Below are 23185 nucleotides of genomic sequence, written 5' to 3'. Positions count from 1 at the left end.
TGAGGAGCGCTGTCCTGCTATCCTGAAATCTGTTTCCTGATTAAATCCTCCGTGTCCACTATCCGGGGGTCGGGCCCCCTGAGGGAACTGTGGTGTTCCGGCACGAAGACAACAATGGTCGTTATGTCATAGGCAGTGGGTCGTCTCAATTCACAACGACATGGACGGTAGCAGGCGAAGGCAGTGTTCATGCATATAGCGATGCACCCGACATTGAAGCCATTGCATTGGCCAAGGATGAGGCAGACATACGTCTGATTAATTCCGCAGGGAAGCTGCCGAGGAACTCACGCTCACGTCATGCCAGCGTCGGGGATACAGTATTTTGGCTGAACGTTTCTGGATATTGGGCAGCAACCACGATCCGAAAAGTTACAGGTGGAAGCGCTCCGACCCTCACCTTTGACTACTGGACGCTCCAACGGAAGACAGATGACTTTACCATTCTTTCGTCTGCTGCCTGCAAGGAGGACACGATTTGAGTCGCTGGTACAACCAACAGAGCGGAATTGGGAGGCCCTGGCAATCACCTGGGAGTCAGTCGTTTGGGGCTGGACACTTGTGCCTACGGTGGCTTCCCGAAGGACTTCCTAATAGATGTCGCTTCTAACTCCTGATTTTGCCAAATGGGGTTTTGGGCTACCCGGATCCCGGGCTCAGGTAGAAGATATGCACGTTGCGACCAATAAAGTGCTCGGTTTGGAAGGCTTCAACACGGACTACAGAGAAAGAACCCAACCGCTAACCAGCTGTGCACCTACATAAGGCCTCCCCTGTACATCGGCCGGATATAGGCCCTTCCCGCGTTAGAATGACCTCCATGATGGAATCAAGCTCTCAACCTCCCGGATACCGGCCATTCCCCAGTTTCGATAAGTGGAAGCAACTTGAGGTCTCACTGCAAGATGTTAGTCAATCATCGAGAAGATTGGCCGAGGTGAAAAAGGGTGCATCTAGTTCTTCGTTTGAGGCTGCACTAGAGAGAACTAAGCGTGCTGCAGCGGTCGATACAAATGCTATTGAAGGGGTCTTCCAAACCGACCGAGGTTTCACTCGAACTGTTGCTTTTCAGCTCGAAGCCTGGGAAAGGCAAATGGAGGAGAAAGGAAAGCACGTTCGACCCGCATTTGAGGATGCCCTCGAAGGGTTCGAGTACGTCCTGGATGCGGTCACCGGAAAGGTTCCGATAAGCCAGCGATGGATTCGAGAACTGCATGCAGTAATACTGCGTAGCCAAAAGAGCCACGAAGTTCACACCGCTGTCGGGATTCAGAGCCAAATCCTACACAAGGGGGAGTACAAAACTCAGCCAAATAGCCCCACACGCCACGACGGAACTATTCATGCTTACGCTCCGGTCGAAGACACCCCGGCTGAGATGGCAAGATTCATCTCAGAACTTACATCGGAGAATTTCCAAAAGGCCGATACGGTCATTCAAGCTACCTATGCACATTATGCGCTGGTCTGCATTCATCCATTTGCAGACGGAAACGGACGGATAGCTCGTACTTTAGCGAGCACTTTTCTCTATCGTGACCCTGGGGTCCCTCTATTGATTTATCAGGATCAACGTGGAGATTATATCCAAGCTCTTGAAATGGCTGATGATGGCGACCCAAAGCGACTAGTTCGTTTCATAGCTGAACGAGTTACCGACGCCATTAACCTAGTCATAACCGACCTCACGCGCCCTGCCAGTGTGGAATCTGCGGCAGACCAGCTCGCCGAAGCGCTGCGAGCCACGCGTATTTTGCCCGAATTGCAGGATGCAGCTCTTCGGCTTCAAGAAACTCTGTATACAGAAATTCGATCCCTCTTGGATGAGCAGGGGAAAAAGATGGATCTGGATTTGAAGCTCCTTAGGTCCCTTAACGGCAGTCCACCTGCTACTCCGGCAGGCTATACAGCCCTCGGGGATAAATACTGCCTATATCTATTTTTCACAAGCAAGTCGCCGAGGAGCATCGTCGAAATTCTGCCTCTGGTTTTGGCAGCGCGAAGCGGTGCAGAAGCCAACAGTGATCTTGTAGTGGTGACTCCTATGGACTATCGCTTCGATGCGTTTGGCAGGGAGCTTGAGCCAGTTGTTACTGAGAGTTTGCGGAGCAGAGTGAGAATTTTTGCAGAGGGGGTAGTAAATCTTTTTTTGGCGCAGTTAACGGAAGCATTCAAGCGCTAGTAGAAGTAGACGTTTTTCATGATGGTCCTGCGGATTATTGCCTAAGCAGATACCAGGCGATATACGGGTGGTGCAATCCGTGTCCTCCCGGTCACCGGTATCAACGCATACCGGAGGCCATTCGGCATACAGGTCCCCACAAGTAAATCTGTCGTGCGATGGACGGGTTTTCTTCCGTGACCTCAAAGCCTGAGGGCCTAACGAGGTCTAGCTGGTTGCTATGAATAGACATCTAGCCTTTGGCCCCCCTTTCGGCGGTTCATCCTCAGACATAATTAATCCTGGGGCAGACTATTAATTATGTCCACCATTATTGATGCTATTGCTGCCCTCCGAGAACTTCCGACCCAGGCCCACCAGGGCCTCGCGTTTGAGAAGCTTATGGTCAATTTCATCAAGGCGGATCCCACCCTGTCTCAGCAGTACGACGAGGTCTACCGTTGGCAGCACTGGGGATACAACGGTGGTAAAGCCGACACTGGCATCGACCTGGTGGCGCATCGACGCGAGGACGGACGGTGGACGGCAATCCAATGCAAGTTTTACCTACCATCGACAAGCTTGCAGAAACGTCATTTGGACTCATTCTTCGAGGCCTCAGGGCGAAGCTTCGTCACTGAGAACGGCACCGAGTCCTTCGCTAACCGGTTGATTATTTCCACCACAGACCAATGGTCCTCAAACGCTGAAGCGATGCTTGATAATCAGGTCATCCCCACTAACAGGATTGGTCTTGGCGCAATCGCGGACTCCCCCATCAATTGGGATATCGCCTATCCCGGTTCCGAGCTGACCATCAATCTTGAACGCAAGGAAACCTTCGAGGCCCGCCCGCACCAGGAAACCGCCATCTCCAAAACGATTGAGGGTCTCACAACCCACGATCGGGGCAAACTCATCATGGCCTGCGGTACGGGTAAGACCTTCACTGCGCTGCGCCTCGCGGAGCGGGTGGCCGACGACAATGGTGGCCGAGCCCGGGTACTGTTTCTCGTGCCTTCGATCGCCCTCCTCTCACAAACCCTGAAGGAATGGACTGCCCAAACAAGGGTGGATCTGCGCTCCTACGCAGTGTGTTCCGACACCAAGGTTTCCCGTGGGGCAGAAGACATCGCGGCCTACGACCTGGAGGTCCCGGTCTCCACCAACGGCCAAGACATCGCCGAACGCCTGGGGCGGAGCAAGCGTGCTGCCGGGCTGACGGTGGTGTTCTCTACCTATCAGTCTCTGCCGTCCATCCACGAGGCCCAGAAACAGGGACTCGACGACTTCGATCTCGTAATCTGTGATGAAGCCCACCGCACCACTGGTGTTACACTCGCCGGCGACGATGCCAGTAACTTCGTGCGCATCCACGATCGTCACTACATCAAGGCCAGCAAGCGGCTATATATGACAGCCACTCCCCGCCTGTTCGATGACAGCATCAAAGGCAAGGCTGCAGAGCACTCCGCCGAACTGGTCTCCATGGATGATGAAGCCATCTATGGCCCTGAGTTCCACCGTCTCGGTTTTGGTGAGGCAGTAGAGCGTGGCCTGCTTACTGACTACAAGGTGCTAGTCATGACCGTTGACGAGCAACTGGCATCGGACACCCTGGCGAGGTTTACCCCGCAACCAGGACAGGAGCTGACCCTGGATCTGGCATCGGCGATGATCGGCACCTGGAACGGTCTGACAAAACGCTCCGGTAGGGAGCAGGGCACCAAGTCTGGTTTCGAGCACAGTGCCTCCCCGATGCAGCGCACGGTAGCCTTCGCCCGCGACATCAAGACCTCCAAACAGATTACCGAGGCGTACCCCACCCTCATCGCCAGCCATGTTGACTCCCTGCGGGAGAAATCTGCCACCAACGAGGTGTCCCTACACAACGTCGATGTGTCTATCGCTGCCAACCATGTTGACGGCACTATGAACGCCATGCAGCGTGAATCCCTGCTCACCTGGCTGGAAGCACCGGTCCCGCCGACCGAGACACGGATGCTCACCAACGCCAGGTGTTTGTCGGAGGGCGTGGATGTTCCGGCGCTGGACGCGGTGGTGTTCTTCAATCCGCGTAACTCCATGGTCGATGTCGTCCAGTCCGTGGGCCGGGTCATGCGCAAGGCCGAAGGCAAGGACTACGGCTACATCATCCTGCCGGTGGCTGTCCCTCCCGGCGCGGAACCGTCGACTGTGCTTAACGATAATAAGCGTTTCCGGGTGGTGTGGCAGATCCTTAATGCTCTGCGTGCCCATGATGACCGCTTCAACGCCAAGGTTAATTCCATTGCACTAAACGAAGGCAACGTTAAGGATCTGCCCATCGATCATGACCACGTCAGTAATCAAACGGTCGGCGGTCAATCTGAGCAGGCATACGAGGAGTCCAGCAACGAGGTCACCCAGATGGTGCTCTTCTCCCTGGAACAGTGGCAAGAGGCGCTTTATACAAAGCTGGTAGACAAAGTCGGTACCCGGACTTACTGGGAGGACTGGGCTGACGATGTTGCCGATATTGCCCAGGCCCAAATCACTCGGATCAACTCTCTTCTCGAAAGCGCTGACCCTAAGGTAGCTGCGGAGTTCGAGCGCTTCGTGGAGGGGTTACGTGGCAATCTTAATGATTCGATCACCCGGGATGAAGCGATCAGCATGCTATCCCAACATCTGATCACAGCCCCGGTTTTCGATGCGTTGTTCTCCGAGCATGATTTCGCTTCTCATAACCCGGTTTCCAAAGTTATGCAGCGTATGGTCGATGTCCTTGACGACTCCCAATTGGGTGCCGAAATTGAGAAGTTAGAAAAGTTCTATGACTCCGTGCGAATGCGCGCCTCTGATGTCACCTCAGCTTCGGGTAAGCAGACCGTGATCAAGGAACTTTACGAACGCTTCTTCAAAAAGGCCTTCCGCAAGCAGTCCGAGGCGCTCGGCATTGTCTACACCCCGGTCGAGATCGTTGATTTTATCTTGCGCGCCGCTGATGATGTTTCCCGCAAGCACTTCGACCGCGGGCTTACCGACGAGCATGTCCACGTTCTCGACCCCTTCACGGGCACCGGCACCTTCATCGTGCGCTTGTTGCAGTCCGGGCTGATCCATCCAGAGGATCTAGCCCGCAAATACGCTTCCGAGCTGCATGCCACTGAGATCATGTTGCTGGCCTACTACGTGGCCGCGGTCAACATCGAGACCACCTACCATGCGCTCCTCGGTGAAAAGGCTCTGTGCGAAGGGGTCGAGGATCCATCTTATGAACCTTTCGACGGCATCGTCCTGGCGGATACTTTCCAGATCACTGAAGAAGAGGACAAGCTTGATTCAGAGGTATTCAAGCAGAACAACCAGCGCATCAAACGCCAACTGGATGCCAAGATCAATGTCATCGTTGGTAACCCGCCATACTCAGTGGGTCAGACCAGTGCGAATGATCTCAACGCGAACATCAAGTACCCCTCACTTGATGGGCGCATTGAAGGCACCTTTGCTGCAAAGTCCACAGCTCAGTCTCAGCGGACACTCTATGACTCTTATGTGAGGGCCTTCCGTTGGGCTACAGACCGCATCGGGGATAGAGGCGTGGTCGCTTTTGTGTCTAATGGAGGGTGGCTCGACAGCAATTCTTCCGACGGTATCCGCTTGAGCCTAATTGAGGACTATTCCGATATATACGTGTTCAACCTCCGAGGTAATCAACGCACCGCCGGTGAACAATCCCGCAAGGAGGGCGGCAAAGTGTTCGGCTCTGGCAGCCGAAACACCGTTGCCATATTCATCGGGATTAAGCGCCCTAGCGCAACTGACTGCAGCATTCATTATCTCGACATCGGCGACTACCTTTCGGCCGCAGAGAAGCTAGATATCGTGGAAGCTTCTTCAATCGCTAGCATTGAATGGAAAATGATTGTTCCGAATCAGCATGGTGATTGGCTCAACCAACGGTCCGATGACTTTGCGACCTGGCCGATCCTCGGAGAAAAGCGTGCGGCCAACGTGCCCAAATTTTTCCATGTGCACTCCATGGGATTGGGGACCAGCCGTGATGCATGGGTTTATAACTATAATCATCATTCGCTTCAAAATTCGGTGCATAAACTCGCCGAAAATTACAACACTGCAGTGAGCACGATCGGTACTGGCCAGAATGCAACTAGTTTTTTACATACGAATCCCGAATTTGCAAACCCCACACTAATCAAGTGGTCATCGAGTCTCACTTCTTCGCTCGACAAACGCGAACGAGTGCAACTTTCCGAGGGTTTTGTCTCGCCCGCACTCTACCGGCCGTTCACAAGAACAAATGTTTTCTTCCACGGAATTTTGAACCATCGACTTAGTCGTCTCCAAGACATCTACCCGTCACCTGCTCACGACAATATTGGTTTATATCAAGTCGGTTCTGCCTCGGCGGTGCCGTTTTCCGTGCTAGCGACAGATATTCTCCCTGACTTACACCTCACAGGTGCAGGTTCGGGAGGGCAGTTCTTCCCCCGGTGGACCTGGGAGCCCGTCAAATCTACTGAGGGCGAACTTAACTTCAGCCATACTGAAGAGACTTCGATGAGCGATTCAGACACCGCCGAGGAGGTACTAAACGGCTACCGTAGGGTGGATAACATCACAGACGAGATCCACACTCTCTATCGTGAGTCCCTGGGGCAGGATGTCACCAAGGACGACATTTTCTACTTCGTTTACGGACAACTTCATGTTCCTGCCTACCGGGAGACTTACGCCGCGGACTTGAAGAAGATGCTCCCCCACATCGAGACCCCGACCGACCCGGCGCGCTTCACCCAGCTCGCCCAGGCCGGTAAGCAACTGATGGATTTGCACATCAACTACGAGGCCATCGAGCCGTGGCCCGTGAACATCGAGTTCAAAGCAGGTGCAGACCCAGATGATCGTGAGACCTGGCGGGTGACCAAACTCAGGTGGGCCAAGGTCCGCGACCCGGAAACAAAGAAGCTGGTAGAGGACCGGACCACAATGATCTACAACTCAAAAATCACCATCACCGATGTCCCCCTGGAAGCCGACGAATACATGCTCGGTTCCCGCTCGGCGCTGGCGTGGATTATCGATCGATACCAGGTCAAGAAGGATAAGGTCTCTGGCATTGTCAACGACCCCAACGACTGGGCTGATGAGGTCGACAATCCCCGCTACATCGTTGACCTGATCGGCAAGGTCACTCGCGTGGCCGTCGAGACCACTCGTATCGTGAAATCCATTGACAGCAGGGCATAGTGGGGCTGGTTACAGAGGTTAGTGACTGGTCCTTTACTCCATAAGCCCACAACGAAGAGTTCTCTCTAATGGCTCCTGGCAGCGGTTCTCAAGATGGTGATGGTCCCCAAGATTACGAGTTCCTGCCGTTCTCAGAAGGTGAGGAGACACGGTTTAGGTAGCAGTGCAGGCATCCAATAGGTAGCGTCTGCGAAGGTGGTGGTAAATTATCTTCCGACATTTATTTAACATTCTGTTCCGGAGGCTTCACCCTTTTGCGAAAGTCAGTTTCCCGCGCGCTCGTCGCCGGTGTCATCACTCTGTCTCTCACCACTCCCGTCGCTCTTACCCAGGACTCTGGATCATTCGGCTCCTCGGGCAGTTCCGCCCAGGACTTCATTGCGTTCTCCTCGGGGAATCCCGATGTCAGTGGCAGCTCCCTTGATGGTCTGTTGAGTTCGATGTCCCTGCTGGGTTCTTCCCAGGCTCCCCTGCCCGGAGCGCTGACCAGTAGTGACGATGCCTACCCATTCCCGACGGATCCGACGATTGTGGAGGCGGAGATCGTCGGCAAGCAGGACCAGGGTGATCGCGCACCCCGCCTGGAGAAATGGACGGTGGCCTCCCCCTCCATGCAGCGCAATGTGGATGTACAGATCATGCGCTCGGTGGATGCGGGTGCTCCCGCGCCGATGCTCTATATGTTGGATGGCATCGGTGGCAATAAGAGTTCCTCCGGGTGGATCAACCACGGGGAGGGTCCGAAGGTGTTCGGTGATCAGAATGTCACCGTGGTCATGCCACTGGGTGCTGCCGCCTCCATGTACTCCGACTGGCTGGAGGAGGACCCCGCCCTGGGGCGGATGATGTGGGAGACGTTCATCGTGGAGGAACTCGCTCCCCTGCTGGAGGCCGAGGAGGAGTTGAACTTCAACGGTCACCGCGGTATCGGTGGGTTGTCGATGGGCGCGACCGGGGCGGTACACCTGGCCAACACCAACCCTGATTTCTTTGATGCGGTCATCGGTATCTCCGGGTGCTATTCCACCCTGGACCCGATCGGGCAGGCCACCGTGTCGCTGATTGTGAAGTCGCGCGCCGGTGATGTGGAGAACATGTGGGGTCCGGTGGGGTCAAAGACCTGGCAGGACCACGATGTGGTGTCCAACCCGGAGGGGTTGCGGGATATGGCCGTCTACCTGTCGGCAGCCAATGGTGTGGTCGATGAGATCGACCGCGAGGACTTCGCCGATAAACCGTTCTATGAGCTGCTGGCCGGCACGGTCCTGGAACGTGGCGTGCTCAGCTGCACCGAGTCCCTGGATGAATCCATGCGTGCTGCCGGCATGGATCACCACATCGTGGACTATAAGGGTGCCGGTGTGCATAACTGGCGCAACTACAATGAGCAGCTCCAACCCGGTTGGGACGCTGTCAAGGATGCCCTCTACTAGGTCGATCCCAGTCACTCAACCGATAGCACTACTGGACACGCACTCCCAGCTCCCGATGGAGACGGGAGTGCGTTTCCTATCTACGTCCCCGTCTGCCCTACGATAAATCTTCTGCAATCGTTTCCCCGATCACGAAAGACAACCACCGACATGACAGAGAAATTGGCGCGCGGAACGCAACCGGATCCCGCGCCGGGCACCACCGACCCTCACCGTACAGATAACGGTGACCACGGTGGGGGTCTCAAGCGAGGTCTGAGCAATCGGCATCTACAGCTGATCGCGATCGGTGGTGCGATCGGAACCGGTCTGTTCATGGGTGCGGGTAAAACCATCTCCCTGGCCGGCCCCTCGGTGATCCTGGTGTACGCGATCATCGGGTTCATGCTCTTCTTCGTCATGCGGGCGATGGGTGAGCTGCTGTTATCCAACCTCAACTACAAGTCACTGCGGGATGCCGTCTCCGACATCCTGGGCCCCGGGGCCGGGTTTGTCACCGGGTGGACGTACTGGTTCTGCTGGATTGTCACGGGCATGGCCGATCTGGTGGCCATCACCGGGTATGTGCAGTACTGGTGGAGCGGGGTGCCGCTGTGGCTACCGGGTGCCGGTGCCATCCTCCTGCTGTTCGTGCTCAACCTCGCTGCGGTGCGTCTGTTCGGTGAGATGGAGTTCTGGTTCGCCATTATCAAGATCCTGGCCATTGTCGCGCTAATTTTCACCGGACTGGTCATGGTGGTCAGCCACTTCGAATCCCCGGACGGGTCGGTGGCGCAGTTCTCCAACCTGGTGGAACACGGTGGGTTCTTCCCCAACGGTCTCACCGGGTTCCTCGCCGGGTTCCAGATCGCGATCTTCGCCTTCGTCGGCATCGAGCTGGCCGGTACCGCCGCCGCAGAGACCGAGGACCCGGTGCGCACGCTACCGCGGGCCATCAACTCCATCCCGGTGCGCATCGTCGTGTTCTATGTGCTCTCCCTGGCGGTGATCATGATGGTCATCCCCTGGGATCGTGTGCACACCAACAGCAGCCCGTTTGTGCAGATGTTCGCGCTGGCCGGTCTGCCGGCCGCGGCGGGCATCATCAACTTCGTGGTGCTCACCTCCGCGGCATCCTCCGCCAACAGTGGTATCTTCTCCACCTCACGTATGCTCTTCGGCCTGTCACTGGAGGGCGCGGCACCGAGGCGGTGGGCGAAGCTGTCGGCCAACCAAGTGCCGGCACGGGGACTGCTGTTTTCCATTGTCTGCCTGATCCCCGGTGTGGCCGTGATGTACGCCGGGTCCAGCATCATCGAAGCCTTCACCCTGATCACCACGGTGTCCTCGGTGCTGTTCATGGTGGTGTGGGCCTATATCCTCGTCGCCTACATCGTCTACCGCCGCCGTAACCCCCAGCTGCATGCGGCATCGGTGTTCAAGATGCCCGGTGGAGTTGTCATGGCCGTGGTGGTGCTGGTCTTCTTCGCCGGCATGGTAGGTGTACTGACACTGGAGAACGACACCCGCTCCGCACTGCTGGCCACCCCGGTGTGGTTCCTCATCCTCGGTGCGGGCTGGTGGTTCACCGGTGGCGCCCGGGGTGCGGCGAGCCGATCCCAGCTGACCACGCCAATCAAGACGGATTCCTAACCGCCACTCCCCGACCCCGCCGCTCCCCTGCGGCGGGGTCGGACCTGTTTCCACCCCCAGCGGAGTGCCCCCTTGCTGTCACCCGCGGTGAGGAAATAGGGTGGTTTCAACAGAATGTAAACGTTTACATCAATCGTTTGCACACACCAGGCGAAGCGGGGTGACCACCATGGCAGCAGAACACAGCCGTCCCACACTGAGGGACGTCGCCCACCGCGCCGGTGTCTCCATCGCCACCGCCTCCCGCGCCATGGCGGACAACCCCGCGGTGGCGACCACCACCCGCGCACGCATCCAGGCCCTGGCTGCTGATCTCGGGTACCGACCCAACGCCCAGGCGCGTGCCCTGCAGAGCTCACGGAGTAACACCATCGGCATCGTGGTGCCCAGCCTGCTCAACCCCTATTTCGCCACCATGGTCACCGCCGTGCAGAATGCCGCCAAGGGTGCGGGGTTGGCCACCATCATCACCAACACAGATGAGAACCCCGAGACCATGGCCGCCTCCCTGACCTTCCTGGCCAGCCACGGCGTGGACGGCATCATCTGCGTTCCCGATGAACACTGTGCGGAACAACTGAACCACCTACACGACCAGGGCATCCCCCTGGTCCTCATTGACCGGGAGCTCGCCGGATCCCCCATCCCCACCGTCATCTCCGATCCGCAACCCGGCATGGATGCTGCCGTGTCCCTGCTGGTGGAGCACCACGCCCTACCGATCGGCTATCTCTCCGGACCGATGAGCACCTCCACGGGACGTGCCCGCCTGGAGGCCTTCCAGCGGGCCTGCCGGAACCACGACCTGGAACCACAGCTGGTCTTCCGCGGCGGGTTCGAACAGGAGCAGGGTTTCGAGGGGGCCACCCACCTGCTGGACCACGGGGCTCGCACCCTGTTCGCCGGGGACACCATGATGACCATTGGGGTGCTGGAGGCCTGCCACCGGGCGGGCCTGAGCATCGGTGAGGACATCAGCGTCATCGGCTTCGACAGCCACCCACTGTTCACTCTGCAACCACGGCCCCTGACGGTCATCGACCAGCAGGTGGACTCCATGGCCCGCCAGGCCTTCACCGTCCTGCATGGGCTGCTGGCGGGCACCGAACCCATCCAGCCCACCCGGACAGACCTTGTCACACCCACCATCCTCATCCAGGGTGACTCCCTCATGAAAGGCTCCCACCCATGACTAACCGACCTGCTTCCATTGTTGTTGTCGGATCCATCAACGCGGATCTGACCACCACGGTCCACCGCCACCCCAACCCCGGCGAAACCCTGCTGGGTGGCGGTGGTGAGATCAGCGCCGGCGGCAAGGGCGCTAACCAGGCCGTGGCCGCCGCCCAACTCGGCGCGGAGGTCCACATGGTGGGCGCGGTCGGTTCCGACACCATGGCCGACTCCGCCCTGATCCACATGCGCGCCTCCGGTGCCGACATGTCCGCAGTCCACACCGTCGACGGCCCCACCGGTCTGGCCGTGATCACCGTGGCCGATGATGGCGAGAACACCATCATCGTGGTGCCCGGCGCGAACGCCAGCGTGGATGCTGCCTATGTTGACCAGCATGCCCGGCTCATCGAACAGGCCGGCATCGTCCTGCTCCAGGGGGAGATCCCCGCCGATGGTTTCAACCGCGCAGTGGACCTGGCGCAGGGTCGGGTGGTGATCAACCTCGCTCCCGTAGTTCCGGTCGGCCATGAGCAGCTGCGCCAGGCCGATCCCCTCCTGGTCAATGAGCACGAGGGTGCGCTGGTGCTCGAGATGCTCGGCGCCCCCACCACCGAAACCGATCCGACCACCCTGGTGGCAGCCCTGCTGGGGCAGGGTTTTGCCACGGTGGTTATGACCCTCGGTGCCGATGGCGCCCTGGTCGGCGACGCCGAGGGCCTCACCGCGATCCCCACCCCCACCGTTGAGGCGGTGGACACCACCGGCAGTGGCGATGCGTTCGCGGGTGCGCTCGTCGCAAAGCTCGCCGACGGCCACTCCCTGGTGGATGCCGCACGCTTCGCTGCCCGCGTCGGTGCGTTCGCGGCCACCCGCCGCGGCGCGCAGGCCTCCTACCCCACGCTTGTCGACGACCTACCCACTGTCACCCATTAACTCCCCCACCGAAACGAGAGTAACCATGTCAACTACCCTCGAGCCGAGGAAAGCCCCGGCCGCTGCGGTCATCCCCCTGATGATCGCCCTGCTGGTGGCGGTGTTCGCCTTCCAGCTCAACGCATCCATGCTGGCTCCGGCCCTGGCCACCATGGAGGTCGAACTGGACGCGACCCCCGCCCAGATCGGCATGACCCAGACCGCGTTCTTCACCGCGGCCGCCCTGTTTTCCCTGTTCCTGCCACGCTGGGGTGACCTCATTGGTCGCCGCAAAGTGCTGATCGGCATGATGGTTGTCACCGGCATCGGTTGTCTTGTCGCAGCCCTGGCACCGAATGTCGCCGTGTTGTTCCTCGGACGTCTGATCCAGGGTGTGGCCGGCCCCACCGTGCCGCTGTGTCTGATCATCCTGCGCCAGCATGTGCCCAATGAGAAGCAGTATGCCCTGCTGCTGGGTATTGTCACCTCCGTCAACGGTGGTATCGGTGGCGTGGATGCCCTCGCCGGTGGCTGGCTGGCCGAGACCTTCGGTTTCCGTTCCATCTTCTGGGTCATGGCCGTGTTCTGTGTGGCCGCCGCCCTGGCCCTGCCCTTCGGTGTGAAGGAATCCACCGCCGAGGTCACCCCGAAGATGGACTGGCTCGGTGTGCTGCCACTTGCCGTGTCCATCGGTGCGCTGCTGACCGCCTTCAACGAGGCCGGCAAGCTTGCCGACGCCAACTGGTTCCTCGTCATCGCCCTGTTCATCATCGGCATCATCGGTGTGGTCGTCTTCTACAACATTGAAAAACGGGTGAAGAACCCCCTGGTCAGCATCGAGTACCTCGGCCAGCGCCGCACCTGGGCGCTGCTGTTGACCACCCTGCTGACCATGACCGGTGTCTTTGCCGTCATGAACGGCCTGCTGCCCAACCTCGCGCAGGATGCCACCCATGGTGCCGGCATGTCTGCCGGTGTGGTGTCCTGGTGGACCCTGACCCCGTATGCCCTGGCCGGTCTGGTCTTCGGCCCCGTCGCCGGTATTCTCGCCGGTAAATTCGGCTACAAGATCGTCCTGCAGATCGGTATCGCCGCCACCATCATCGGTGTCGCCGGTGCCACTTTCCTGGTGGGCAGCACCTCCAACCTGGCGTACCTGGGGATCTCCATCTTCGTCGGTATCACCTACGCCGGTATCGCCAACATCATGCTCAACGGCCTGGGTATCGTCCTCTCCCCTGCCAATAACCAGGGTTACCTGCCGGGCATGAACGCCGGCGCCTTCAACCTCGGTGCGGGTATCTCCTTTGCCATCCTCTTCGCAGTGGCCACCAGCTTCGGTGACAGCAACGGTGGTTACGCCGCCGGCATGTGGGCCGGTGTGATCATCCTGGTGATGGCGTTCCTGTGCTCCCTGCTCATCCCGCGCCCGGAATCCATCACCGATACTGTGGCGGCCAGGAACCTGGCTGCCAACACCCCAGACACCGCCACCGTGGGCAACTAACCCCGCGTTGAGAATAGGAGTTTCACCATGACCACCAAGATCATCCTCGACTGCGATCCAGGACACGATGATGCCGTAGCCATGCTGCTCGCCCACGGCAACCCCGAGATCGAGCTGCTCGGGATCACCACCGTCGGCGGTAACCAGACCCTGGAGAAGGTCACCCACAATGCGCAGGTGGTGGCCACCATCGCCGGTATCGACGTCCCCATCTACGCAGGTGTCACCCGCCCCCTGGTCCGCCCCGTCGAGGTTGCCGAGGACATCCACGGTGACACCGGCATGGAGATCCACAACTATGAGCTGCCCGAGCCGACCGTGCAGGTCCAGGACACCCACGCGGTGGATTTCATCATCGACACCATCATGTCGCATGAGCCCGGCACCGTTGCACTCGTACCCACCGGTGCGCTGACCAACATCGCCCTGGCGGTACGCAAGGAACCACGCATCGCCGAGCGCGTCAAGGAGGTCGTGCTCATGGGCGGTGGTTACCACGTGGGCAACTGGACCGCCGTTGCAGAATTCAACATCAAGATCGACCCAGAGGCCGCCCACATCGTCTTCAACGAGAAGTGGCCACTGACCATGGTCGGCCTGGACCTCACCCACCAGGCCCTGGCCACCCCGGAGATCGAGAAGAAATTCGCCGCCCTGGGCACCGAGACCGGTGACTTCGTGGTCGCGCTTTTCGACGCCTTCCGCAAGAACTACCAGGACGCCCAGGGCTTTGATGACCCACCGGTGCACGACCCCTGCGCGGTGGCCTACCTCATCGACCGTGAGGTGTTCACCACCCGCAAGACGCCCCTGGATGTGGAACTGTACGGCGCACTGACCACCGGTATGACCGTCGCTGATTTCCGCGCCCCAGCCCCGGACGACTGCACCACCCAGGTGGCCGTGGACCTGGACTTCGATAAGTTCTGGAACATGGTCGTCGATGCGGTAAAGCGCATCGGTTAGAATCACCGCTGACTCACATTAGGAGCGCACCCACACCGGGAGATGGTGGGGGTGCGCTTTTTCAGCTTCCCCAGCGCCCTGAGTAACCACCTCGTTCGCCACTGCGTTCGAGGGTTGTTCCTGTTCTCAGCCTCCGTGTCCCTGGTGCATGTTTCAATGAGGACTACGAAGCCATCTGACCCTGGAAGTAGTTCGCTGCCATGACCATCACGATCACCACCGAGTTTGAATCCGCTCTTGAATCCATCCGTGCCGGGCGACATGTTCTGATTACCGGCAAAGCCGGAACAGGAAAATCAACGCTGTTGCGGACGTACCTGGAATCCCTCACTGATGAAAATGTCCTCGTTACCGCACCCACCGGTGTTGCGGCCTTGAATATCGACGGATTCACCATTCACCGTTCCTTTGGGTTCCGCCCGGGCATGTTTCCCGACGATCTGAAACCGGGTGGTTCCTGGGGACCGGGCAAACAGATCACCGATGTACTCAAGACAATGGATATCCTGGTGATCGATGAAATCTCCATGGTCCGCGCTGATCTCTTCGACATGGTCGATGTTGCCCTGCGGCGTATCCGCAAAAATGAAACACCTTTCGGTGGTGTGCAGTTGGTTCTGGTGGGGGACCTCCTTCAGCTGCCACCGGTAGTGACCACTCATGAGAAATCCCTGTTCAGTTCTCGATGGGAGACCCCTTATTTCTTTTCAGCACACTGTTATAAGGAATTATCGCTTACCAATATCACGCTGACCACGGTATGGCGCCAAACCGATGATGACTTCATCGAGGTGTTGAACCAGGTCCGCGAAGGCAGCGTGGGAGAGGCTGCCCTGGAAGTTCTGAATAAACGGGTAGATCCCACCTTCCGCGCCCCGGATGACTGGGTAACACTCGCCTCTCACCGTCGCACTGTAGAAAAAATCAATCATGACCGCCTGAATGACTTGGACAATCCCCGATTCACCTCAGTGGCTGAGCATGTGGGAGAAACCGACAGCAACTCCTTCAGCGGTTCAGAAGAACTCCACTATGCCGTGGGGGCTCGCATCATGACCATCATCAATGATCCTGCTGGCCTATTTGTCAACGGTAGTTTCGGAACAGTGGTTTCCGCCTCGGCAGACACCATCGGTGTCCGCCTGGATCATAATGATGAAGTGGTCATGCTGGGTAAGCACACCTGGGAGATAAAGCGACCATCGATAAATGCAGGTGTGTTGTCCAGCGATATGGTTGGATCCATCACGCAATTTCCCGTCATCCTCGCCTGGGCGATCACCATCCATAAGTCGCAAGGCAAGACCATTCCAAAGCTTTTCATCAACCTAACTGGCGGCACCACCACCGACGGGCAGTTTTATGTTGCCCTCTCTCGTGGCGTAGACCTGGACAATCTTCGATTCAGTACACCAGTGGAACACCGCCACATCCGTGCGAATAACAGCCTGGTTCGCATGATCCGGCGCGAAATCACGCCCGCCACTTCAACATCCAGGTTGGTGTTTCTCTCAGTTGATGGAGTTAACTTCGGTATCAGCGATCATATCGCCCGGGTCCACGCCATCATTGTGGATAACGGCGTGGAAGTGGCTAATTTCGGCTCCTGGATCAACCCCATGTCGGACCTCGGGGAATTCGGAAAGGTGAATCGGGTCCCCTCCGGTGGATTGAGCATGGCACCGGCACTGGGAGACTTCTGGCCGTTACTACTCAGGCAGGCTGCTGGTGGAATAGTCATCGGTGATCGACTACCTATGCTTGAACGTGCCGTCCGCCACCAGGAAAAGGGGTTGGATCTGGCGCTAGGAACCGGATACGACATATCGGAATTTAATGTAGAACCGAGAGGCTCCGATGTTGTCACCCGTTGTCAGGATATGGTGGCTTCCTATTTCCGTGCCCCTTTCCACATCACTCACGGGCAGGTGGTGCCGGATGCCCCACAGGAAACCGAAGGGGCTGTCTTCATTCCGAGCTGGGGGCAACCAAATCCGATGAAACTGGATCCCGCACGCGCCACTGATTCCGATAATGCGTGGGCCGCTTTTTCCGGAGGCCACATAAACTCTCTGGACACCGCTGAGCTGGAAGAGACCGCGGAGCTTTTATCTGCTTGGGCAGTCTCACGCGGATTCTGGACCCTGAAACAATATGAAGACGTTCAACAGCGTGCCCGACGGGCTGGCCTGACCTCGGTAGATATCAACCCACCGCTTGAGGATGAACACAGTGTTCCCGACCTCCTGGTTCCAGGGACGCGGGTAGCCTTCACCGGTAGGAATGAACTTCTGGGAGGGCCCGCAGATGATGACAGGCTCCGCCAGATCTGTCAGGACCGACAACTGGAATACAAGACTGGGGTATCCAAAACCAGGTGCGATGTCCTGATTGCAGGTGATCCCGCATCCATGTCTAGAAAGGCACAAAATGCCCGCGAATACGGCAAACCTATCATCTCGCAGGCAGATTTCGAGGAATGGTACGACCACGGCCCCTTCAGAACAGCACCACCACAGGTAATTGCCCCAGAGAATTCAGTAATTGTCGTTCCAGAACCTATTTCCGACCCCCTGATTTCACACACCACACGAGAGGAAGAGACAGTCTGCGCTGGGGAGCCCGCTTCCCACCGCCCCTCCATGGAGTGGGTTTCACCATGGGAATTTTTCACAAGTGGAACACGGGTGGCATTCCGGGGTTCCACACTCATTGATGGCCAACTCTACCCCCATGGCGAGGCACTCCAGGCGCTGTGTGCCTCACTGGGATTGGACTACAAACAAGCGGTAACCAAGACACGGTCCGATGTTTTGGTCACGGATGACCCCGAAGCCGACGATGGCAAGATGGCTTTGGCAATCCGGTACCGGAAACCATTGATGAGTCAGAAAGACTTCAGTGCATGGGCACTGGAAAGACTTGCTGAGGGGAAATCCGACGCCACATTGGCACCTGCTGTTGATGAACACCCCCTGGCGAGCGAAGAGGTGACCTCTGAGGATGATCATCAGCAGATACTGATCACTCCTCCCGACGTTCCTGTTCAGGATCACCAGGCACCTTCACCATTTGAAGTAGCTCCTCCCTCAGGTGCGGTAGCGGATCCGACTCCACAGGAGCTGATGAATCGCGCCGTAGAGCATCAACTGCAGATGTCCCAGGCATCAATGAGCCCCCAACCCGTTGCCTCACCGGTTTCTCTTCCTGAACCTCGTGATCAAACTACCCCTCCCCGGAACAAGGCGGCTGCCCGTTTCAAGAAATGGAGTATCGCCACCTTGGCCACCTTCGGGGTGAGCAACATCTTGGGCCTGATCGGGTTAATCCCCGTTGCTGCTATAGGAATTCTCGTGTCCTTCTTCATGACCCTTGCTGTGATGGTGTTCGGCGTTCAGGCGTTGGCACAGAAAAAGAGGAAGAAGTAAACACATAGGGTGAGGTGGGCGTCGATAAGCTCACGTCCTCTCCAGGAAGGCGCGCAGATTGCGCTCGGCCTCGCGGTAGGTGCGCGCGTTGAGTGTGTGGCACTGGTCGAAAAGCTTGAATACCCGGGGGTCGATGTAGGAGTTCCTGGCTATCGTCGGGGTGTTCTGCAGATGCTCGGCGACCTCCTCCACCGCCTGGGTGGGTGTGGAACCGCGGGCCAGGGCGCGGGCAGCGATGACGGTGGCGTGCCAGGTGCGGAAATCCTTGGCGGTCATCTCCACGCCGGTGACCTCCCGCAGGAAATCATTGACCATCCCGGAGGTCAACGGGTGCCAGTCACTCCCCTGCCTCCAGGCCAGTACCGGTTGTGTCCCGGGACGGTCAAGCAGTGGTTGCAGGGCCTCCACCAGGTTCTTGTTGGTGATCTCGGTGTCCACTGTCTGACCTGACTTGGCGGGGAAACACAGTCGCACCGTGGAGCCATCACACTGCACATGTTTGATGAGCATGGTGGTCAGCCCATAGGAGCCGTTCTGCAGGGCATAGGCCTCATTACCCACCCGGATGGCCCCCAGATCAAGCAGACGAAAGGCGATGGCCAGGATTTTATCACGGTCCCCATCCTCCCTGCGTAGCAGGCGGGTGACCCGGGCACGGGCGGTGGGCAGGGCATCCCCGACCTCCAGTGTGCGGTTGAACTTCACCTCATCCTGGTGGATGCGCCACTGTGGGTGGTAGATGTACTGGGTGCGTCCGGCATCATCGTCACCGGTGGCCTGGATATGTCCGCGGGGGTCGGTGCAGATCCACACGTTTGTCCACGCCGGTGGAATGGCCAGGGATTTGAGGTGATCGATGAGGGCTGCATCGGTGATCTTCTTCCCATCGGGCCCCGAATAGGAAAATCCTCTGCCGTACCGTCTCCTGGTAATACCGGGTTCGCTCAGATCACACTGGATCAGCGCAACAGCTTCCATGAGGGAATTTTACCCTCAACGACGTTCCGCAGTGGTGCCACTTTACCCACCTCCGCCATATCCGGAACACCCCGCCCCATCTTGTCCACTATGGTCAGGGGATAGACCTGTTGAGCAGGCCGGAAACCTGTTTCCGCCAGCCCCGGATGAAATGAGATGAGTGATGGTTTCAGTGAACACAGCCCGTCCATCCCGTTCCGCCCTACAGATACTCTCTGCACTCGGGGCGCTGGTCCTGGTTGCCATCATCATCTGGCTTGATATCTCCACCACCATCTGGCAGGAGATGGTGATCCTCGCCGGTCTGGCTGCCGGCCTCGTCTCATTTCTGCTCACCACGGTGTTTGTCAACCGTTTCCACCAGCGTCAGTTGGAGGCGCGGTGGGCACCTGTCACCCACATGGCGTTGACCTCAATACTCCATCGCCTCGCCGATGAACGGCGCAGCGACCTCAGCCGCGGTGAGATTGCGCCCCGAACCCTCAGTGCCCCCACCGTGGAGGACTCCCCCAGCCTCCGGCGGGAACTGGAGAAACTGCGGCAACAGGTACTCAAGGAGCAGAACCACCTCACCTCGATACTGGGCACGTGGTCGGAGTTTCTCACCTCCACGGGTGATAACACCGATGTTTTGCGTTCCACCGCTGAGCTGGCCCTCCAGCTGGAACAGGTACGCGACGCAGCCCTGGAAGCAGAACGGCACCTTGGTGCTGCGGCCTCGACCGATCAGGTCCGGGCCGCCCTGGCTGATCTGTCCAGCCAGATCTCGTCCTGTAATCACCGCCATGCCCAAGTCATTGACGCCCTACAAACCCGACTGGCAGCACATTCGGTCCACCATGCATACCGCTGAACTGCGGGTATGTCCAGGGGAATGGACAATCTGATCGGGATGTCGTTGCATGACCCGGCACCTGTACCTAGGGTGGGCACATGACAGATACACAGAAGTACACCGTGTCCCGAACCATCAACGCCTCCATCAACCAGGTGTGGGATGTGCTCTCCAACCCGGAGCGTCACAAGGAGTTCGATTCCTCCGGGCGTGTGCGCTCCGATGAGAAGTCCAACCGCATCCAGGCCACCGGCGAGGTGTTCACCATGAACATGGAGGGCCCCAACGGCACGTACAAGACCGACAACCACGTGGTCGGTTACAACGAGCACAAGCTGCTGGCGTGGGCCACCGCACCGACCGGCCAGGATCCCCAGGGTTGGCAGTGGGTGTGGGAGCTCAACTCCACCGATGCCGACACCACCGAGGTGTCCCTGACCTACGACTGGTCGAAGGTCAGCGATGAGGTGCAGAAGAAGTTCAATCCCCCACTGCTGGATGAGAAGGAACTCGAGGACTCCCTGGCCAACCTGGCCGCTGCGGTTGAGTAACCCTCAGTAGATAACACCGGCCGGTACCCACTTTCCATGAAAGGGGTACCGGCCGGTGTCATGCTGTCTGCCCCTCGCGCCCCGGGCACTACTAACCGGCGACGATCACCGTCGCGAGCACCGCGACGCATCCCAGTAGCAACACCGGGATCTCGGCTATCCCCAGGCGGCGTGCAGTCCACTCCGCGCCCTGCCGTGCGGCCATGGGGATGTACATTGCACGAAACAGTGCCACGAGCAGCGTGGACACCATGAGGATGCCGGTCACCCAGCCCACACCCACCGCCAGGGCCATGACCCAGATGATGAGCACCGCCACAGCGTGATAGGTGATGGAACCGGCCAGGTACCGGGGGTTGTCGCGTTCCCGGATCATGGACTTGACAAACGGGATGGTCCCGGAGAAATACACCGCCAGGAACACCATGGAGGCCCATGCCGCCACACCCACCTCCCCGGAGGCGGACCCCACGGAGGTCAGCGCCGGGAAGAGCAGGGCGGATGCCACGGTGGTGGACACCCCGGACAGAGTGGACCGGCTGCGTCCCCGGATGGTCTCCCCCACCGCGATCACCACCAGGGGTGCGAAGGGGATGGCCCACCAGATCAGGCCAGGTTGCAGAAGTAGTGCCACCGCGATGCCCAGCAGGCTGACCGCGCCATAGACATACACCGGCTGCAGGTACCTCGCGCGTCGCCGGGGGTTGCGGGCACGGGCGGCCAGACCGAAGGCGAAGAAGGCGAAATAGCCGAAGAACCAGGCCACCAGCACAGCCAGAAGAACAATGAGACGGCTGGTGGGTGCCCCGGTACGCGCAAACATCACCAGGCCGGAGATCAGGCCCAGGACCGCGGGGCTGATGAGCATCGCCCAGGCGCCGTGTTGGTTGGGCACCCAGGGGGAGATACCTTTCCTGCGGGGCTTTCGGGGCCGGTCCGCAGGGGTCGGACGCTTCATGGATGTGGTCATGCCATTTACCCTATATCAAACTAAAGTATGATTCCGGGCAAATGGCATCAGTGAGATTGGTTAAACCTTTCAACCCTCCGACATGCCCCGGCTATGACTGTTTGGTCAGTTCACTTTCCAGGTGCTGCTGCAGTGGCTGGCCGACCGCACCCATGGCGAACTGTGCGCTCAACCCGGAGCGGTCGGCGGTGAAGGTGTAGGTACGTGCGGTGGTGCCCACGCGCTTGGCGCTGCCGGAGTTGGCCACGGTGGAACGGATGAAGTCGAAGACAAGCGTCTCACCCTCCTCGCGCACCGTCCCCTCGAGCAGCTCTGTCTGGCCCATGGGTTGGGCGAGGATGAATTCCGCCCGGCCGTCATCGAGGATGCGCAGGAAACCGAGTTCGGTGTGCAGGGGGCCGTTGGGCCCCATGGTCTTCTGCTCATAGCGGAAGAAGGGCTTGCCCGGGATCGTGGAGAAGATCAGCGTCTCGTCGTAGGAGAAATCCTCGATCGTGGGATAGAAACCGTGGCCCTTCCCGGTCCAGGTGCCGGTGAGGAAGCCATAGGGTGCGATGTTGGGATGAAGGTCCATACCCGTCGAGCGTAGTGGAATGGGGCGGGTCGGGCGTCGAAAAGCATCCGTTCTACGCGCGCACCCACTTACCGTCCCGGTAGGTGGCCAGGCCGCGGTCGGCGAAGGCCTCCAGCCAGCCCTCCATGGGCCAGAAACCCCAGATGGAGTGGAATCGGGTGGCGTTGGTGAGGATGTCATCGAGGTGTTCCACCGGTGGCGAGGACACCGGGTGCCACTGGTGGTAGGCGTGTGCGCCACCCACCCAGCGCATTCTCCGGCCCTTGGCGCGCAGGCGGTGGGCGAAGTCGGTGTCCTCCCCGCCGTAGCCGACATACCCCTCATCGAACCCGCCACTATCGGCCCAGGTGGCGGCGGATACCGCAAACGACAGTGACCAGAACAGGTTCCATTCGGCGTCACTGCCCGGCCGGGTCTCCCCCGCCGGTGGATTGGGGCGCGCCGGGTGCGGATCGGTCAGGCCGGTCAGCTCGTCCAGTTGGTATCCACCCGGGCCCGGCGCGTCCAGGTAGGTCACGGGGCCGCACAGCACCTCGTCGGGGAATTGTGTGGCCGCGGAGACATACCGGGCCACCAGGTCCGGGCCGGGGATGCAGTCGGCGTCGAGGAAGATGAGCAGCTCCACCCCATCCGCGAGCGCGGTCCGGGCGACCTCGTTGCGGGCGCGTGCGAGGTTGCGGTCCACGCCCAGATGCCCCCGGTAGTGGGGTGTGCCGGGTGCGAAACGCTCCAACCCGGCTTTCTGCATGTCCACATGCTGCTGGCGGTTGTCATCCGCCATGGTCACGACAACGTATTTCACCTGTGTC

At 59.0% G+C, this 23185-nt stretch carries 15 protein-coding genes; 11 read left to right on the top strand and 4 right to left on the bottom strand.

All coding sequences use genetic code 11. The features are described from left to right. The first annotated feature begins 820 nt into the window (after window positions 1–820). From H9627_RS12355 to H9627_RS12315, 9 genes are all read left to right on the top strand, one after another. Window positions 821–2182 carry a Fic family protein gene (locus H9627_RS12355; protein WP_191734331.1) on the top strand — a complete coding sequence of 454 codons (1362 nt, stop codon included), beginning with the start codon at window positions 821–823 and terminating at the stop codon, window positions 2180–2182. Between the two features lie 300 nt (window positions 2183–2482). After that, on the top strand, window positions 2483–7414 hold the full coding sequence (locus H9627_RS12350; RefSeq protein ID WP_191734330.1) for a DEAD/DEAH box helicase: 4932 nt from the start codon (window positions 2483–2485) through the stop codon (window positions 7412–7414). A gap of 254 nt (window positions 7415–7668) precedes the next feature. After that, a complete protein-coding gene (locus tag H9627_RS12345; protein ID WP_191734329.1) occupies window positions 7669–8847 on the top strand; it encodes an alpha/beta hydrolase in 1179 nt (392 codons plus the stop codon). 150 nt (window positions 8848–8997) lie between these two features. Next, window positions 8998–10479: a D-serine/D-alanine/glycine transporter gene (gene cycA / locus H9627_RS12340; RefSeq protein WP_191734328.1), complete on the top strand. Its 1482-nt coding sequence runs from the start codon at window positions 8998–9000 to the stop codon at window positions 10477–10479. Between the two features lie 169 nt (window positions 10480–10648). Then, window positions 10649–11671 (top strand): transcriptional regulator UriR, encoded by a 1023-nt coding sequence (gene uriR / locus H9627_RS12335; RefSeq protein ID WP_191734327.1) that lies wholly within the window; start codon window positions 10649–10651, stop codon window positions 11669–11671. Then, the gene (rbsK1, locus tag H9627_RS12330) at window positions 11668–12588 is read left to right on the top strand and encodes a ribokinase RbsK1 (protein ID WP_191734326.1); all 921 of its coding nucleotides are present in this window, start codon (window positions 11668–11670) and stop codon (window positions 12586–12588) included. Before uriR ends, rbsK1 begins: the two co-directional genes overlap by 4 nt. A 25-nt stretch (window positions 12589–12613) precedes the next feature. Then, a complete protein-coding gene (gene uriT / locus H9627_RS12325) occupies window positions 12614–14074 on the top strand; it encodes a uridine transporter UriT (RefSeq protein WP_191734325.1) in 1461 nt (486 codons plus the stop codon). 27 nt (window positions 14075–14101) lie between these two features. Next, window positions 14102–15040 (top strand): uridine-preferring nucleoside hydrolase UriH, encoded by a 939-nt coding sequence (gene uriH / locus H9627_RS12320; RefSeq protein ID WP_191734324.1) that lies wholly within the window; start codon window positions 14102–14104, stop codon window positions 15038–15040. A 200-nt stretch (window positions 15041–15240) separates the two neighbouring features. Next, window positions 15241–18468: an AAA family ATPase gene (locus H9627_RS12315; RefSeq protein WP_191734323.1), complete on the top strand. Its 3228-nt coding sequence runs from the start codon at window positions 15241–15243 to the stop codon at window positions 18466–18468. Between the two features lie 30 nt (window positions 18469–18498). On the opposite strand, the gene H9627_RS12310 is transcribed toward H9627_RS12315, so the two are convergent. Beyond that, on the bottom strand, window positions 18499–19446 hold the full coding sequence (locus H9627_RS12310) for a DNA topoisomerase IB (RefSeq protein ID WP_191734322.1): 948 nt from the start codon (window positions 19444–19446) through the stop codon (window positions 18499–18501). A gap of 163 nt (window positions 19447–19609) precedes the next feature. On the opposite strand from H9627_RS12310, the gene H9627_RS12305 reads away from it, so the two are divergent. Then, the gene (locus tag H9627_RS12305; protein ID WP_225213832.1) at window positions 19610–20299 is read left to right on the top strand and encodes a hypothetical protein; all 690 of its coding nucleotides are present in this window, start codon (window positions 19610–19612) and stop codon (window positions 20297–20299) included. A gap of 80 nt (window positions 20300–20379) precedes the next feature. Beyond that, window positions 20380–20832 (top strand): SRPBCC family protein, encoded by a 453-nt coding sequence (locus tag H9627_RS12300; protein WP_191734321.1) that lies wholly within the window; start codon window positions 20380–20382, stop codon window positions 20830–20832. Window positions 20833–20923: 91 nt separating this feature from the next. Here H9627_RS12300 and H9627_RS12295 read toward each other — a convergent pair whose 3' ends face one another. The 3 genes from H9627_RS12295 to H9627_RS12285 all read right to left on the bottom strand — a co-directional run bounded on the left by H9627_RS12295 (window position 20924) and on the right by H9627_RS12285 (window position 23178). Next, the gene (locus tag H9627_RS12295) at window positions 20924–21802 is read right to left on the bottom strand and encodes a YwiC-like family protein (RefSeq protein WP_191734320.1); all 879 of its coding nucleotides are present in this window, start codon (window positions 21800–21802) and stop codon (window positions 20924–20926) included. A 91-nt stretch (window positions 21803–21893) separates the two neighbouring features. Beyond that, complete coding sequence (locus H9627_RS12290; RefSeq protein WP_191734319.1) at window positions 21894–22376, bottom strand: FABP family protein; 483 nt, start codon at window positions 22374–22376, stop codon at window positions 21894–21896. Between the two features lie 52 nt (window positions 22377–22428). After that, on the bottom strand, window positions 22429–23178 hold the full coding sequence (locus H9627_RS12285) for a glycosyltransferase family 2 protein (RefSeq protein ID WP_404826213.1): 750 nt from the start codon (window positions 23176–23178) through the stop codon (window positions 22429–22431). Window positions 23179–23185 lie beyond the last annotated feature (7 nt).

The organism is Corynebacterium gallinarum (genome assembly GCF_014837045.1).
Classification (GTDB): domain Bacteria; phylum Actinomycetota; class Actinomycetes; order Mycobacteriales; family Mycobacteriaceae; genus Corynebacterium; species Corynebacterium gallinarum.
The sequence above is the reverse complement of the archived record's forward strand: the minus strand, read 5'-3'. Positions and strand labels throughout refer to the sequence as shown.

What these genes read in the sequence shown, in the direction of transcription:
- H9627_RS12350 (WP_191734330.1), top strand. Translation starts at nt 2,483, where the DNA reads ATGTCCACCATTATTGATGCTATTGCTGCCCTCCGAGAACTTCCGACC.
- H9627_RS12300 (WP_191734321.1), top strand. Translation starts at nt 20,380, where the DNA reads ATGACAGATACACAGAAGTACACCGTGTCCCGAACCATCAACGCCTCC.
- cycA (WP_191734328.1), top strand. Translation starts at nt 8,998, where the DNA reads ATGACAGAGAAATTGGCGCGCGGAACGCAACCGGATCCCGCGCCGGGC.
- uriH (WP_191734324.1), top strand. Translation starts at nt 14,102, where the DNA reads ATGACCACCAAGATCATCCTCGACTGCGATCCAGGACACGATGATGCC.
- H9627_RS12355 (WP_191734331.1), top strand. Translation starts at nt 821, where the DNA reads ATGATGGAATCAAGCTCTCAACCTCCCGGATACCGGCCATTCCCCAGT.
- H9627_RS12295 (WP_191734320.1), bottom strand. Translation starts at nt 21,802, where the DNA reads ATGACCACATCCATGAAGCGTCCGACCCCTGCGGACCGGCCCCGAAAG.
- H9627_RS12315 (WP_191734323.1), top strand. Translation starts at nt 15,241, where the DNA reads ATGACCATCACGATCACCACCGAGTTTGAATCCGCTCTTGAATCCATC.
- uriR (WP_191734327.1), top strand. Translation starts at nt 10,649, where the DNA reads ATGGCAGCAGAACACAGCCGTCCCACACTGAGGGACGTCGCCCACCGC.
- H9627_RS12305 (WP_225213832.1), top strand. Translation starts at nt 19,610, where the DNA reads ATGGTTTCAGTGAACACAGCCCGTCCATCCCGTTCCGCCCTACAGATA.
- H9627_RS12310 (WP_191734322.1), bottom strand. Translation starts at nt 19,446, where the DNA reads ATGGAAGCTGTTGCGCTGATCCAGTGTGATCTGAGCGAACCCGGTATT.
- rbsK1 (WP_191734326.1), top strand. Translation starts at nt 11,668, where the DNA reads ATGACTAACCGACCTGCTTCCATTGTTGTTGTCGGATCCATCAACGCG.
- H9627_RS12290 (WP_191734319.1), bottom strand. Translation starts at nt 22,376, where the DNA reads ATGGACCTTCATCCCAACATCGCACCCTATGGCTTCCTCACCGGCACC.
- uriT (WP_191734325.1), top strand. Translation starts at nt 12,614, where the DNA reads ATGTCAACTACCCTCGAGCCGAGGAAAGCCCCGGCCGCTGCGGTCATC.